Below are 15,593 nucleotides of genomic sequence, written 5' to 3' on the forward strand. Positions count from 1 at the left end.
AGGCACAATCAAGTTTCGCTTTTTACAGGTATAACCCTACTTCGCTCGGCACATTGCAACGTCTCTACGGTGCGTAACAAATATATTTATTATTAATAAACATAATTATACAATGGCAAACAGAAATCGCAAATTACAGGTCTTTGTATCTTCAACTTTTATTGATTTACAAGAAGAAAGACAAGCGGCTGTACAATCGATTTTGAATGCTGGACATATTCCTGCGGGAATGGAGTTATTTACAGCAGGGGATGAAAGTCAATGGACTATTATAAAACGTTGGATTGAAGATTCGGATGTTTATATGCTTTTATTGGGAGGGAGGTATGGTTCGATTGAACCAAAATCAGGCAAAAGTTATACTCATTTGGAATATGAATATGCTGTTAACCTTAAAAAGCCTCTTTTTGCAATCGTAATGCAAGAACAAGCCCTTGATGAAAAAGTAAAAGAGAAAGGAAAATTTATACTTGAATTGGATAATCCACAAGGTTTAAAAGAGTTTAGGCGAGTAGTAACAGGAAATATATGCTCTTTTTGGAGTGATTTGAAAGACATAAAATTAAGTATAAATGATTCCATAAGAGATATAGAATATCGCTATGAAGGTTCTTTAAAGGGTTGGATAAAAGATGAAGGTATAAATTTTAGTTCAACGTTGGACGAATTAACACGGTTAAGTAAAGAAAACAGTGAGTTAAAACTGGAGTTAGCGAACTACCAAAATAGCGGAGAAAAGATTAATGGTGTTGAGATAGAGAAATTTGCTGAATTACTTAAAAACAAAAAATTGAACCTTTCTCTTTCTTTAGGATTTGATGCTGAAACTCTCTTGATAACCAATGTTTTATCACTTTTTTACCACTATATGAATCAAAGAGATGTGTATTTTACAATCTATAATGCCATAGGCTACGAGATTGAAAGGAATGAGTTGGAAAAATATAATTTAATTATAAATGGAAAACCATCAGAGATAGGTACAAAGCTATTTGTCTATCTGGAAATGAATAAACATCTTTTGGAAATTTAAAATGAAGTCTCATAGTCACTCAGCGAGTAAAGACTGTCAAAAGACTTTATGTCGAAAACAAAACGCATTAAAACAATTAAAAAAATATGTCAGCACCAAAATCATTATTTGACAAAGTATGGGATGCCCACGTTGTTCGTAACATCGAAGACGGGCCCGACGTTTTATTCATCGACCGCCACTTCATTCACGAAGTAACGAGTCCAGTTGCCTTTTTGGGTCTCGAAAGTCGTGGTTTGGGTGTACTTTTCCCAAATCGTACATTCGCAACTGCCGACCATAATACACCAACAATCAACCAACATTTACCAGTTCAAGACCCACTTTCGGCCAATCAGTTGAAAGCTTTGGAAACAAACTCGGCTAAATATGGCATTTCTCACTGGGGATTAGGCCACGCAAAGAATGGTATCGTTCACGTAGTTGGGCCTGAAAATGGTATCACACTTCCAGGAATGACCATCGTTTGTGGCGACTCTCATACTTCTACGCACGGTGCTTTTGGTGCAATTGCCTTCGGAATTGGTACTTCTGAGGTAGAAATGGTACTTTCTTCGCAATGTATCATGCAGCCAAAACCAAAGAAAATGCGTGTAACAATCAATGGTAAATTGGGCAAAGGCGTACTACCAAAAGACGTAACACTCTTTATTATTTCAAAGCTTTCGGCAGCAGGTGCAACGGGTTATTTCTGCGAATATGCAGGCGAAGTTTTTGAAAATATGAGCATGGAAGGACGTATGACGGTTTGTAATATGTCAATCGAAATGGGTGCGAGAGGTGGCATGATTGCTCCTGACGAAACTACTTTCGCTTACTTGAAAGGCCGTGAGCAAGCTCCAAAAGGCGAAGCTTGGGAAAAAGCCTTAGCTTACTGGAAAACCCTCAAAACCGACGAAGGAACAGTTTTCGATATTGAATATACTTTCGATGCTGCTGAAATTGAGCCACAAATCACTTACGGAACAAACCCAGGTCTCGGAACAGGTATTTCTCAAAATATCCCACAAGCTGCCAATGTATTGGATGGTGCTGCTTCTTATGCAAAATCATTGAATTACATGGGCTTTGCAGAAAACGACCAAATCATTGGTAAACCAATTGATTATGTTTTCTTGGGAAGCTGCACAAACGGTCGTATCGAAGACTTCCGTGCTTTTGCTTCAATCGTGAAAGGACGCAAAAAAGCGGATAACGTAACGGCATGGTTAGTACCAGGTTCGCACATCGTAGAATCTCAAATCAAAGAAGAAGGGATTTTGGATATTTTGACTGAAGCTGGTTTTGCTCTTCGTCAGCCAGGTTGCTCGGCGTGTTTGGCGATGAACGATGATAAAATTCCTGCTGGAAAATACGCAGTTTCAACATCAAACCGAAACTTTGAAGGCCGCCAAGGACCAGGTGCAAGAACGCTTTTGGCCTCTCCGTTAGTGGCAGCAGCCGCCGCGGTTACAGGAAAAGTTACTGACCCAAGAGAGTTTTTATAATCAATTTTAAAATTCACCACGAAAGATACTTAAAATACTAAGTTCACCTCTGTGAAACTACGTGTTCTCCGTGCTTCCGTGGTAAAAAATATTCTAAAAAAATGGCTTACGATAAGTTCACTATATTAAAAAGCACCGCAGTTCCGATGCCAATCGAAAATGTGGATACTGACCAAATTATTCCTGCACGCTTCTTGAAAGCAACAAGCAGAGTAGATTTCGACAAAAACCTATTCAGAGACTGGCGTTATAACGCTGACGATACTCCGAAAGCAGATTTCGTATTAAATAACCCTATCTACTCTGGAAAAATCCTTGTAGGTGGCCGTAACTTCGGTAGTGGTTCAAGCCGTGAACACGCCGCTTGGGCAATCTACGACTACGGTTTCCGTTGTGTAGTGTCGAGTTTCTTTGCTGATATCTTCAAAGGAAATGCCCTAAACATCGGTATTCTTCCAGTACAAGTTAGTCCAGAGTTTTTGCATAAAATCTTCACGGCTATCGAGGCAGACCCAAATACTGAACTTGAAGTAAACCTTCCTGCCCAAACTATTACGATTTTGGCAACGGGTGAGTCGGAGAGTTTCGGCATAAACGGCTATAAAAAGAACAACATGATTAACGGCTACGATGATATTGATTATCTCCAGTCTATGAAGTCAGAGATTGCTACTTTTGCTGATAAGAGTCTTTATTAATTTTGAATGATTAAATGAATGAATGAGTGAATGGGTTAAACCATTTTATTATTCTATCATTCTATCATTCGCACATTCAAAATTGAAGATGCGACACATTGAAATAATGGATACAACGCTCCGTGATGGTGAACAAACCAGCGGAGTATCTTTTTCAGCTACCGAAAAACTGGCAATTGCCCAGATGCTACTCACCGAAGTAAAGGTGGATAGAATCGAGGTGGCTTCGGCTCGTGTTTCGGAAGGCGAATTATTGGCAGTACAAAAAATCACAAATTGGGCAAAAGAACACGGTTTACTTGATAAAGTAGAGGTTTTGACTTTTGTTGATGGCGAAGCTTCAATCAACTGGATGCAACAAGCAGGGGCGAAAGTAATGAATTTATTGACCAAAGGCTCGATGAATCATCTGACGCACCAGTTGAAAAAAACTCCCGAACAACACTTTGGCGAAATTGCCCAAGTTATTTCTTTGGCAAAATCAAGAGGTATCGAAGCAAATGTTTATCTCGAAGATTGGAGTAATGGAATGCGAAATTCACAAGAATACGTTTTCCAATTTCTCGATTTTCTGAGTACACAGCCAATCAAACGGGTGCTTTTGCCCGATACATTGGGGGTTTTGACACCTTACGAAACCTACGATTTTATCAAGGCTATTGTAGAGCGTTATCCAAATCAGCATTTCGATTTTCATGCTCATAATGACTATGATTTAAGCGTAGCCAACGTCATGGAGTCCATTCGTGCGGGTGTACAAGGTTTGCATTTGACCGTAAATGGTATGGGCGAACGCACGGGAAATGCTCCATTATCGAGTGTTATTGCGGTTATCAACGATTTCATTCCCGATGTAACTACTTCGGTTGTTGAGCAGTCGCTTTACACGGTCAGTAAGATTGTAGAAACCTTTTCGGGTTTTGGAATCCCTGTTAATAAACCTGTTATCGGTGAAAACGTATTTACGCAAACGGCGGGTATCCATGCCGACGGCGATAATAAAAATAATCTCTATTTCAATGATTTGATGCCTGAGCGTTTCGGACGTACTCGAAAATATGCTCTCGGCAAAACATCAGGCAAGGCCAATATTGAGAAAAATCTCCAAGAAATTGGTATTTCTCTTTCGCCCGAAGAAATCAAGAAAGTTACGCAAAGAATCATCGAACTCGGCGACCGCAAGGAAGTTGTTACGAAAGAAGATTTGCCATACATTATCTCCGATGTGCTTGATAGTGAGGCAGTTGCCGAGCGTGTGCATGTGCTTAATTATGTGATGACTCACTCGAAAAATCTTCGCCCTTCGGCCACTTTAATGGTAAAAATCGACGAGGATATTTTTGAAGAAAACGCCCAAGGCGATGGACAATACGATGCGTTTATGAATGCCTTGAAGAAGATTTATGTGAAGAAAAAACAAAGTCTTCCAACGCTGACAGACTATGCCGTAAGGATTCCACCGGGAGGAAAAACCGATGCACTTTGTGAAACCATCATTAGTTGGGAATACAACGGAAAAAGTTTCAAAACTCGTGGTTTAGATTCAGACCAAACTGTTTCAGCAATCAAAGCTACTCAGAAGATGCTGAATTTGATATAGTTTTTATTTTTTAACCACGGAGATTCACGGAGTTATGGCACTGAGTTACACTGAGAATAATGAGTTAACAGGAGTAATATTGAGAGAAGCATATTCTGTTCATACTGCTTTGGGAGCTGGTTTGCTTGAAAGTGCGTATAAAGAGTGCCTATTTTATAAACTTCAAAAAGCTGGGTTATTTGTTGAAAAAGAAAAAGCAATGCCATTGGTTTTTGAAGATGTAAAGCTCGACTGTGGTTATAGAATTGACTTATTGGTCGAAAATAAAATTGTTTTAGAATTAAAATCAGTTGAGGCGTTGAATGATGTTCATTCTGCTCAGGTACTGACTTATATGAGGCTTGGAAAGTTTAAAATTGGGTATTTGATGAATTTTAATGTAACAAGCCTTAAAAATGGAATAAAAAGATTCGTATTATAAACCCCGTGAAACTCTGTGTTTAACTCAGTGTAACTCCGTGGTTAAAACAATAAAAAATGAAAAAACATATTCTAATCGTCCCAGGTGACGGAATTGGGCAGGAAGTAACTGCCGTAGGTAAAAAAGTAGTAGAGAAAATCGCTGCAAAATTTGGTCATGAATTTACTTATGACGAAGCACTCATCGGTCATGCTGCCATCGAAGCAACTGGCGACCCGCTTCCAGAAGAAACACTCGTAAAAATGAAAGCCTCTGATGCCGTTTTATTCGGTGCAGTTGGTCATCCAAAATACGACAATGACCCTTCGGCAAAAGTTCGTCCAGAACAAGGTTTATTGAAAATGCGTAAAGAATTAGGTCTTTATGCCAACCTTCGACCAATCAAACTTTTTGATGAATTATTAGAAGCATCGAGCATCAAACCAGAGCTATTGAAAGGTGCAGATATTTTGTTCTTCCGTGAATTAACAGGTGATGTTTATTTTGGAAAACGTGAGCGTATCGACGAAGGAAATACCGCTTACGACACAATGATTTATTCAAAATACGAAGTTGAGCGTATCGCCCGCAAGGCATTTGATGCGGCAATGACTCGTGGCAAAAAATTGATGTCGGTTGATAAAGCAAACGTACTCGAAAGTAGCCGTTTATGGCGTGAAGTGGTGCTTGAAGTAGCAAAAGATTACCCAGAAGTACAACTCGAACACCAATTTGTTGACGCAGCTGCCATGCTTTTAATCAAAGACCCTCGTAAATTTGATGTAGTTGTAACAGGAAATCTTTTCGGAGATATTTTGACTGACGAAGCCTCTCAAATCGCTGGTTCGATGGGAATGTTGGCTTCAGCTTCAATCGGTGATAGCACGGGCGTTTACGAGCCAATTCACGGTTCTGCTCACGATATTACTGGAAAAGGAGTTGCGAATCCATTGGCGTCGATTCTATCGGCAGCTTTAATGTTGGATATTTCGTTTGGCTTAAAAGCTGAATCAGAGGCGATTATTGCAGCCGTTGATGCCACTTTGAAAGCTGGTTACCGCACAGGTGATATTGCTGATGCTTCTACTCCGAAAAATATGATTTTGGGAACAGATGCAATGGGCGAGCAAATCTTGTCAAGAATATAAGTAGTCTATAAATAGAACATGTGTGGCATACCTCGAAGGTATGCCACACATCGTTTCACAAAGAGAGGCGGGTTTTTACTCGTCTTTTTTGTTTTTGGCAAAAAATATTCCGTAATTTTGATTAAAAAATCACCAAAACCAAACTAATGAAAAAATCAGTTTTTATCGCTATTATATTATTAATCAGTCAATTAGGGTTTTCTCAAACAGCCAAGCCAGCCACACAAGGACTAAAACTTGCTTATGTTTATGAAGATTATATCCTTCAAAACCTTAATGAAATAAAGAATTTACAGGCCGAAATCGCCTCAAAAAAGGTAAGTCTTGAGACAAAATTGGAGCAAAAAGCCAAAAAATATCAAGAAGAATATGTCGAATATCAAGCAATGATGAAGGATATTACTGGCCTGACGACTGATTCTTTGAATGCAAAATTGAAACGAGTGCAAAACATCAAGAAAGATGCTGATGATTTTCAAGCAAATTCAGAGGCCGAACTTCAAAAAATGATTCAAGATAAGTTTTTGGCAATTCGTGAGAAAGTAAACGCTACTATCAAAACCGTAGCTGCCGAAAAGGGTTATAAGATTGTGTTCAGAAGAAATGCCGATGCATCTAACAACGAATCAAATACCGTAATGCTCTATTCTGCCGATAATGGAAAAGACGACCTTACTGATGCTGTTTTAATCAAGATGGGAACAGTTCCGCCGAAAAAATAACATTCAGTTAAGCTAAAAAATCCTCAAATGCTACATCATTTGGGGATTTTTTTGTTGAACAATTCTCACTAAAGCTAAATCTCAAATGTTTTATTTATATTTGATTATCAACTAAAAACACTTCTATCAATGAACAAAAAGTTTACTAATTATTCACTTTTATCGCTCTTCACTGCAAGTACCTTAGCAATACTTTCTTTTACATTAGTAGTAGGAGCTGTTAATGGGAAAAACTCTTTTGATAAACATTTTCTGAGCGACTCTCTAAAAAAAGACACCACTCAATATGTTCGTTACAAAGATTTACCTTTGAAAGCAACTCGAAAATTCAAATACACCACCTCTGAAGGTACGTGGCTCTCGGTGGATGTGAGTCCCGATGCAAAAAACATTGCTTTTGACTTGGTTGGAGATATTTACACAATCCCATTCGGTGGTGGAAAAGCAACAACTATTACCAAAGGCTTGGCATACGATACGCACCCAAGATATAGTCCAGATGGCAAAAAGTTATTATTTATCTCCGACAGAAGTGGTTCTGATAATATCTGGTACATTGATTTTGATAAAAAAGACACCATTCAAGTAACAAAAGACCGTGACCAAAACTATGCTTCTGCTGATTGGACTCCCGACGGAAATTATATTGTTTTCTCAAAGGGTCGAATGAATGTGCAACTTTGGATGGTACATCAAGATGGCGGAGGAGGCGTACAACTCATCGACCAGCCTGAAAAGTTAAAAACAATTGACCCTGCTGTTAGCCACGACGGTCGATATATTTATTTTTCGCAACGAACAGGGGCTTGGAATTACAATGCCATGATGCCCCAATACCAAATTGGTATTTATGACCGTGAAAATGCCAAACGTACCACAATTACATCAAGATATGGCTCTGCATTTACGCCTACACTTTCGAGCGATGGTAAATGGCTGGTTTATGGCTCACGCTTTGAAGATAAAACAGGTTTGGTTTTAAGAAACTTACAGTCCGGTGATGAAAAATGGCTGGCTTATCCAGTTCAAAGAGATGAACAAGAGTCAATCGCAACTATGGGTGTTTTACCTGCTATGTCTTTCACGCCAGATAATCAAAACCTTATCGTTTCTTATGGTGGTAAAATTTACAAAGTTGCCATTAATGGTGGTAGCTCTACCGAAATTCCATTTGATGTAAACATGGAACTTGAAATGGGGCCTCAGCTCGAATTTAAGTATCCAATCTCTGATACAACCCACGCACTTGTTACCCAAATTCGTGACGCCGTTCCTTCTCCCGATGGCCGTAAATTAGCTTTTACAGCACTCAATCGAGCTTATGTGATGGATTTTCCGAATGGTACTCCTCGACGTCTTAGCAACAATGACTTTACAGAAGCCAATCTTGCTTGGTCGCCAGATGGAACACAATTAGTATTTACAACTTGGACACCAGAAGGTGGAAATCTTTACAAAGCCAATGCAATCGGAGCGGCGAATTTACAAAAACTAACATCAGTTCCTGCCCTTTACAGCCAACCTGTTTGGACACTTAAAGGTGACAGAATTGTATTTATTCGCAGTAAATTACAAAGTTATCGTGAATCTATCGGGCCAGTAGCTAATAATGCCGAAGATGAAATTTGCTGGATTGATGCCAATGGCGGAAATATCACTATCATTGATAAAGCTCGTGACCGCAGTAATCCACACTTTGTAAAAAATGAAGACCGTATTTATTTAAGTGGCAACGAAGGTGCTATTCAATCTATCAAATGGGATGGAACTGATGAAAAAATTCACGCCAAAATTACAGGAATCACTACCTACGGTATGAGTATCGAAGGAGAAGAATTTGTGCATAATTGTATGCTTTCGGAAAAAACTGCCGAAGCAATGGAAGTTAATAAACCTTCGCCCGCTTCGCAAACTTTGATGTCACCAGATGGCGAAAAAGCCTTGGCTCAAATCAATAATGAAATTTATGTAGTGAATATTCCTAAAACAGGTAAAACCGTTAACATCTCTGTTTCTGAGCCTTCGGCTTCGCAGTTTCCTGCAAAAAAGTTAACCGAATTAGGAGGGGAGTTTCCTGCATGGTCGAGCAATGCTCAAAAAGTACATTGGTCTTTGGGGCGTTTTCATTTTGTATATGATTTAGAGAAGTCAAAAGCATTTGATGATAGTTTGAAAACTGCCAAAAAACTGCAAGAAAAACAAAAATCCGATTCACTCAATAAAGCCAAAACCGATTCAGTGAAGCTAAAATCCGATAGCTCGAATGTAAGTAAAAAAGCTACTCCAAAGAAAGAAGACCCTAAATACAAAATTCAAGAAGTAGAAATCAAAATTTTCTATGCAAAAGATGCTCCGACTGGAAATGTTTTATTGAAAGGAGCAAGAATCATCACAATGAAAGGCGATGAAATAATTGAAAATGGAGATATTTTGATAGAGAATAATCGAATCAAAAGCTACGGAAAAAGCGGAACACTCAAGAATACTAATGGGGCAAAAGTAATTGATACTAAAGGGAAAACTATTATTCCAGGTTTTGTCGATACGCACGCTCACATGTGGCCGCAATGGGGCATTCAAAAAAATCAGGCGTGGGTATATTCTGCCAATCTTGCCTATGGAGTTACAACTACTCGTGACCCTCAGACCGCTACCACAGACGTGCTTACCTATTCGGATATGGTAGAGGCTGGCAAAATGGTTGGTCCAAGAGTTTACTCAACAGGCCCAGGAGTTGGGTATTGGTCATATAATATCAAAGATTCAACGCAGGCTATCAATGCTTTACGTCAATACAGCAAATACTATAATACTAAATACATAAAAATGTATTTGACTGGAAACCGCCAAATTCGTCAATGGATTATAAAAGCGGCCAAAGGACAACAATTGATGCCAACAACGGAGGGAGGTTTGAACTATAAGCTAAACATGACCAATATGCTTGATGGATACCCTGGCCATGAACATGCCATTCCTGTTTATCCACTTTATAATGATGTAGTAAAAGCGATTTCTTTTTCAAAAATGTGCGTTACGCCTACGCTTTTAGTTGCTTATGGTGGACCTTTTGCTGAGATTTTTTATTTTGAAACCGAAAATCCTTACCACGATAAAAAGATGCAAAACTTCATGCCTTATGAAGAATTGGCCGAAAAAACTCGTCGTGTGCCAGCTTGGTTTATGCCAGAAGAGCATGTATTCCAAAAACATGCCAAATCAATGAAATCAATGGTTGAAAGTGGAGCTTTAGCAGGAATTGGTAGTCACGGAGAATTCCAAGGCCTGGGCTATCATTGGGAGTTGTGGTCGATGCAAAGTGGAGGAATGAAAAACCATGATGCACTTCGTACTGCCACGATTTTGGGAGCAACAGCTCTTGGACTTGACAAAGATTTAGGAAGTATCGAAAACGGCAAGTTGGCTGATTTACTAATTTTAGATAAAAACCCCTTAGAAAATATTCGTAATTCTAATTCGGTTAAAATGGTTATCAAAAATGGCCGAATTTATGATGGAAATACCCTTGACGAAATTTATCCGACACAAAGAAAACTCGAACGTAGTGAATGGAGTTTTGAAAAACCAGCCCTTAATACTGGTTTGAAAGAATAAAAAATCAAAAAACGCCCAGTTATTTTTCAATAGCTGGGCGTTTTACTAACGACTGCTGTCAGTGGACTATCGACTTATTTAGCTTCTTTCACATATTTCTTCAACCATTCATTTTGCTCCCAAAGCATGTGAAGTAGGTTTTCTTTACCTCGGTAGCCGTGAGCTTCGTAAGGTAAAAACACAAAACGTACCGTTCCGCCGTGCCCTTTGATAGCCGCAAACATACGCTCACTATTAATTGGGAATGTACCAGGATTATCATCAGAGTCGCCATGAATCAATAAAAGTGGTGTTTTGATTTTATCGGCGTAGCTAAACGGACTCATTTTGTAATACAAATCAGGGGCTTCCCAGTAAGTTCTGTCTTCGGCCTGAAAACCGAATGGTGTCAATGTTCTATTGTATGCTCCGCTTCGTGCAATTCCTGCTTTAAATAACTTTGTGTGGCTCAATAAATGGGCAGTCATAAAAGCACCGTAGCTGTGTCCGCCAACTGCCATACGATTTCTATCACCTACACCCATTTCTGCCAAATGATTAACCGCCGCTTCGGCATTTAGTGTGAGTTGCTCAATAAAATTATCGTTTGGTTTGGTATCGCCACCTTTGCTCACGATTGGCATTTCGGCATTATCAAGCACTGCAAAACCTTGCGTTACATAGTAAATCGGGCTTCCCCAAGCAATTGTTATAAACTTATTCTCACTTCCACGCACTTGTGCGGCATCAGCCGCATTATTGAACTCTCTCGGATACGCCCACATATATACTGGCAATGGGCCATCTTTCTCTTTGTTATAACCTTTTGGCAGATACAAATCTCCAGTAAGTTCGATACCATCCTTGCGGGTATATTTTACTTTTTGTTTCGTTACACCCACCAATGCAGGATAAGGGTTTGTAAATGCCGTTATTGGCATATCAGCAATGCGTAATTTCAAGTTTTTGATATAAAAATTAGGCACATCAGTTTTTGATTCTTTACGAGTGATAAACGTCAAGTTTTTAGCATCTAAAACATCTACTATAAACTCATACGTACCTTCGCTGCAACGCCAAAGTTGTTCGGTTTTCTTGGTGTCAATATCAAAAAGGCTCAAAAATGGTAAATCTCCTTTTGGCGAAGAACCAACCACATTATTCAAGAAAATTTTGCTTCCCTCTACCAAAATCACCTGTTTACCAAAACTATTTTTTTCCATTAATGGCGTACCGGGATTACCGTAAGCATCAGTAGTATTTCTTTCAAAAAGTGTAGAAATACTCTTTGTGCTACTATTATATCTACTAACCTTAACTGTTTGTTTGCCTGCAAGACCTTCTGAAACCCACGCAAAGCTTTCATTTCCCCAAGTTATGCCACGGAAACGCATTTTGGTTTTGAATAATTCTTGTTTTTCGGCTTTGAAAGGAGCTGCTTGTGCATAAACTACATCGTGAAACTCTACATTTTTTTTAATCAAACCACTATCAAGCGGCATTGCCCAAACTAAAGTTGCGGCCTCGTCGGCTCTCCATTCAAAACCTCTTGGAATATTCTGCACATTATCATTGCCCGAAGGTCGTGTTTCGGCACTTGGCAAATCTGCTATTTCTTTTACCAATTTCCCAGTAACATCAACTACCGAAACTGATGTTGGAAAACCACTGGCAGTAACCAAATATGAAAATGGTTTCTTCAAAACCTCTAACAAGTAATATTTTTTATCGGGAGATAGCGTATAAGATTCGTAAATGGCAGGTTTACCTATCGGCGTTTCAACACCTCCACGATTAATCACCATTTGAGCGGTTGCCATAAACTCAAAAAGTTGTTCATCGTAAGGAGTTTTAATTAAATCTTGGTAAGTGCGGCCTGGTGCTGCTTTTCCGATATTTTGCTGTACGGTTGGTCCTTTTGGCGTTATTGGCTTTGCAGGTGCGGCACTTGGCAAGCTAATTGCGGTTTTATAGACAATCGAATTATCGTCGAACCAAGTCAAATCAGCACCTAAAACTACGTTTAAGGCCTTTTTATTGACTTTAGTCGCTACTTTGGTAGCTATGTCAACAATGTACAAATCAACTCGGTTGTTGGTGGTATTTGTAAAAGCAATCTTCTTTTCATTCGGACTCCATCTTACATTTCCTGCTAACATATTTGCTGGTAAGCCACTGATTTTAAATTCTTTGCCAGTTTTGATGTTTTTCAGTGTAAAATTATTGATAAAAGTTTGTCGGCTTGGCGAGAAATTATTTGGGTTTAATCTCAAACCTGCAATTCTGATTTCGGGTTGACCTAATTCCTCGACGGTCGGATAAGAATTGCGTTCGCTTTGGAGCATCCATTCGCCTTGACTGTCGATGCTCACATCGGGCGTAGGTTTTGCCAAAAGCAAATCAGCAACTTCTTTAGGTGGGAGTTGGTAGCTTACAGCATCTTGGGCGAAAGCTCCAAAACACATCGCAAAAGCTGCCAATAAAATGACAATTTTCTTGTTCATGGTTAGTAATTTAGTGAATTTGATGAAGGGATGATTTAACGAAGTGAAATTAACGATTAAAAATTATCGACGAATACTTTGGAGACTTAAACTACAAAAAGATAGACGTTTCAGCGGATTTATTCCTTAAAAGTGTTATGCAAGTAGCCTTAAAAGTTTAATTATGGAATTGTTTTTTAAAGAAGAGGGGAACAAAACTAAAATTATAATTGAGGGAGTGAGTTAGTGTGAAAGAAGATTTTTATGTAGCATTTCAAACATGGAATATTATTTAGCACTCCTTGAGACACTTAGAGTGCTAAATAATGTTTCGAACTTCTACTCAATCCGCCACTCGCCGTTTTTATAAAAATCTAAGATTTTTTTCTGTAACAAAAATTCGTATTTGGCTTGTACGAGATTAGATTTTGCTCGGTCGAAATTGGTTTTGGCGAGCATATATTCTAAATAATTGACCGTTCCTGCATTGATTCTGCTCTCTACGGCTTTGATGTTTTGGTCTAAAATAGTTACTTGATTACTTGCTACTTTATAGCGGTCGGCGGCAGCTGTGAGTAATTGATAATTCTGCTCTATGGCTTGGCGGAGCTGAAGTTTTGCCACATTCAACTGATTTTGACTGAGTTGTTGTTGAATTTTTACGGCCGATACTCTCGGAGCATTTTGCAGACGCCCTAAAATCGGAATGCTAATATCTAAACTCAATGACCCACTGCGAGTACCGTTGATTTGCGTAAAGTAATTTTCTGATTTATTCGATGAAGAATAAAACGTACCGTAATTCCCTGATAGACTTATCTGTGGCAAATTAAAAGCCTGCGTAGCTTTAAGCTGGCTATCAAAACTTTTTAGGCGGAGTTCGCCTGCTTTTATTTCGGGGAAATTATTGGCGGCTTGCTCAAAAATACCGTCAATTGTCTGATTATCAATTGTATATTGAAGTGCGTCATCTTTCAAAGTCTCAAAACTTGTTGAATTATTACTTGATTGGTTCATTAACTGAAACAATGCAAGGCGAGCAGCTTTGTTGTTGTTTTGGGCGGTGACGAGCGAAAATTCATCATTGACCAACTGCGATTGGACTTGGAAAAGCTCCGTTTGGCCAACTACGCCCGCTGCCACTTGTTTGTTTACTCTTTCAACTTGAGATTTGGCAGTTTCGACTTGTTGTTTGCTTACTTCGAGTAATTCTTGCGAAGCCAAAACTTGTAGATACGCCTGAATGATTCCGATAATAGTGCGGTTTTTTACGGCTTCGATATTTTTAGCTCCAGCATCACGCAGAAACTCGTTTTGACGAATTTGGTTTTTTATCTGAAAACCATTAAAAACGGGCATCGATGCTTGCAAACCAAAGTAATTGGTGGTATAAACCTGCTCAATATATGCGTTTGTGAAGCGGTCAATGCTTCGGCCTACTCGTACATCCTGCCCTGTGCCAAACCCAATGCGTGGATAAATTTGAGATTTTGCTCTTGATAATTCAATATTGGCACTTTCGCCCATTATCTGACTTTCTCGGTAAGTCAAGTTGTTTTTTATGGCAATATCAACACATTCTTTTAGGGAAAGGCCTTGCCCGAAAACAAAGCCCCCTATCCCCCGATGGGGGAACAAAATGATGATTGTAAGTGAGATTTTTAGTAATATATTTTTCATAGGATATTAGAAATTATAAGAGTTCATCGAAAAAGAATAAAGTTCCCACATCGGGGGTTAGGGGGCTGCTATGCTATCCAACCATCTTTCAATCTTATAATTCTATTACCATATTCGGCGTTGGCTTCGGAGTGAGTTACCTGCACGATAGTTACGCCATCTTTTTGGTTGAGTTCCTTGAAAAGCTCCATGATTTGCTGGGCGTGTTCGGAGTGAAGATTGCCCGTTGGCTCATCAGCAAAGATAATTTTTGGCTCGGCTACAATCGCTCGGGCAATGCCGACGAGTTGTTGCTGTCCACCCGAAAGTTGAGAGGGAAAAAGGTCTTTCTTGGCTACAATATTGAAGCGGTCGAGAACATCTGCCACACGACTTTTTCGTTCGGCTGATGACTGTCCTTTATAAAGAAGTGGGGTCTCGATATTTTCGTAAACCGTCAATTCATCAATCAAATGATAAGCCTGAAAAACAAAACCAATGCTTGTGCGATGCAGTTCGGTGCGTTTTTTTTCTGAAAGTTTCTGAACCGAAATTCCATCTAATAAATATTCTCCTTCGGAAGCCTCTTCGAGTAAGCCTAAAATATGAAGAAGTGTTGATTTTCCCGAACCTGATGGACCCATGATTGATACAAATTCGCCCTCTTTTATTTCGAGGTTGATGTTGCGTAAAACATAGGTTTTGCCGAATCCTGCGGGATAATATTTGGAGATATTTTTTAGTTCAATCATTGGTTTTGTTTTCTGAA

11 protein-coding genes are annotated in these 15,593 nt (G+C 39.1%); 8 read left to right on the plus strand and 3 right to left on the minus strand.

Going from position 1 to position 15,593, the window contains the following annotated elements; genetic code table 11:
* Positions 1-112 precede the first annotated feature (112 nt).
* The 8 genes from IEX65_RS26260 (at position 113) to IEX65_RS26295 (ending at position 10,703) form a co-directional block, all read left to right on the plus strand.
* Positions 113-1,033 carry a DUF4062 domain-containing protein gene (locus IEX65_RS26260; protein ID WP_188771080.1) on the plus strand — a complete coding sequence of 307 codons (921 nt, stop codon included), beginning with the start codon at positions 113-115 and terminating at the stop codon, positions 1,031-1,033.
* An 86-nt stretch (positions 1,034-1,119) separates the two neighbouring features.
* A complete protein-coding gene (gene leuC, locus IEX65_RS26265; protein ID WP_188771082.1) occupies positions 1,120-2,520 on the plus strand; it encodes a 3-isopropylmalate dehydratase large subunit in 1,401 nt (466 codons plus the stop codon).
* Between the two features lie 101 nt (positions 2,521-2,621).
* The gene (leuD, locus tag IEX65_RS26270; protein ID WP_188771084.1) at positions 2,622-3,218 is read left to right on the plus strand and encodes a 3-isopropylmalate dehydratase small subunit; all 597 of its coding nucleotides are present in this window, start codon (positions 2,622-2,624) and stop codon (positions 3,216-3,218) included.
* Between the two features lie 106 nt (positions 3,219-3,324).
* Positions 3,325-4,818 carry a hydroxymethylglutaryl-CoA lyase-like TIM-barrel protein gene (locus IEX65_RS26275; protein ID WP_229250916.1) on the plus strand — a complete coding sequence of 498 codons (1,494 nt, stop codon included), beginning with the start codon at positions 3,325-3,327 and terminating at the stop codon, positions 4,816-4,818.
* 34 nt (positions 4,819-4,852) lie between these two features.
* Complete coding sequence (locus IEX65_RS26280) at positions 4,853-5,239, plus strand: GxxExxY protein (protein ID WP_188771089.1); 387 nt, start codon at positions 4,853-4,855, stop codon at positions 5,237-5,239.
* Positions 5,240-5,295: 56 nt separating this feature from the next.
* A complete protein-coding gene (leuB, locus tag IEX65_RS26285) occupies positions 5,296-6,366 on the plus strand; it encodes a 3-isopropylmalate dehydrogenase (protein WP_188771091.1) in 1,071 nt (356 codons plus the stop codon).
* A gap of 146 nt (positions 6,367-6,512) precedes the next feature.
* Positions 6,513-7,088, plus strand: a complete 576-nt coding sequence (locus tag IEX65_RS26290; RefSeq protein ID WP_188771093.1) for an OmpH/Skp family outer membrane protein — start codon at positions 6,513-6,515, stop codon at positions 7,086-7,088.
* A 129-nt stretch (positions 7,089-7,217) separates the two neighbouring features.
* A complete protein-coding gene (locus IEX65_RS26295) occupies positions 7,218-10,703 on the plus strand; it encodes an amidohydrolase family protein (RefSeq protein ID WP_188771095.1) in 3,486 nt (1,161 codons plus the stop codon).
* A gap of 74 nt (positions 10,704-10,777) precedes the next feature.
* Here IEX65_RS26295 and IEX65_RS26300 read toward each other — a convergent pair whose 3' ends face one another.
* The 3 genes from IEX65_RS26300 to IEX65_RS26310 all read right to left on the minus strand — a co-directional run bounded on the left by IEX65_RS26300 (position 10,778) and on the right by IEX65_RS26310 (position 15,576).
* Positions 10,778-13,186 (minus strand): alpha/beta hydrolase family protein, encoded by a 2,409-nt coding sequence (locus tag IEX65_RS26300; protein ID WP_188771097.1) that lies wholly within the window; start codon positions 13,184-13,186, stop codon positions 10,778-10,780.
* A gap of 318 nt (positions 13,187-13,504) precedes the next feature.
* Positions 13,505-14,845 carry a TolC family protein gene (locus IEX65_RS26305; protein ID WP_188771099.1) on the minus strand — a complete coding sequence of 447 codons (1,341 nt, stop codon included), beginning with the start codon at positions 14,843-14,845 and terminating at the stop codon, positions 13,505-13,507.
* A gap of 68 nt (positions 14,846-14,913) precedes the next feature.
* A complete protein-coding gene (locus tag IEX65_RS26310; protein ID WP_188771101.1) occupies positions 14,914-15,576 on the minus strand; it encodes an ABC transporter ATP-binding protein in 663 nt (220 codons plus the stop codon).
* Positions 15,577-15,593 lie beyond the last annotated feature (17 nt).

The sequence above is a fragment of the Emticicia aquatilis genome (genome assembly GCF_014644295.1).
In the GTDB taxonomy this organism is placed as follows: Bacteria; Bacteroidota; Bacteroidia; order Cytophagales; family Spirosomataceae; genus Emticicia; species Emticicia aquatilis.

Coding starts and splice junctions, on each gene's coding strand:
- IEX65_RS26260 (WP_188771080.1), top strand. CDS start 113: ATGGCAAACAGAAATCGCAAATTACAGGTCTTTGTATCTTCAACTTTT.
- IEX65_RS26300 (WP_188771097.1), bottom strand. CDS start 13,186: ATGAACAAGAAAATTGTCATTTTATTGGCAGCTTTTGCGATGTGTTTT.
- IEX65_RS26275 (WP_229250916.1), top strand. CDS start 3,325: ATGGATACAACGCTCCGTGATGGTGAACAAACCAGCGGAGTATCTTTT.
- IEX65_RS26295 (WP_188771095.1), top strand. CDS start 7,218: ATGAACAAAAAGTTTACTAATTATTCACTTTTATCGCTCTTCACTGCA.
- IEX65_RS26310 (WP_188771101.1), bottom strand. CDS start 15,576: ATGATTGAACTAAAAAATATCTCCAAATATTATCCCGCAGGATTCGGC.
- IEX65_RS26280 (WP_188771089.1), top strand. CDS start 4,853: ATGGCACTGAGTTACACTGAGAATAATGAGTTAACAGGAGTAATATTG.
- IEX65_RS26305 (WP_188771099.1), bottom strand. CDS start 14,845: ATGAAAAATATATTACTAAAAATCTCACTTACAATCATCATTTTGTTC.
- leuD (WP_188771084.1), top strand. CDS start 2,622: ATGGCTTACGATAAGTTCACTATATTAAAAAGCACCGCAGTTCCGATG.
- IEX65_RS26290 (WP_188771093.1), top strand. CDS start 6,513: ATGAAAAAATCAGTTTTTATCGCTATTATATTATTAATCAGTCAATTA.
- leuC (WP_188771082.1), top strand. CDS start 1,120: ATGTCAGCACCAAAATCATTATTTGACAAAGTATGGGATGCCCACGTT.
- leuB (WP_188771091.1), top strand. CDS start 5,296: ATGAAAAAACATATTCTAATCGTCCCAGGTGACGGAATTGGGCAGGAA.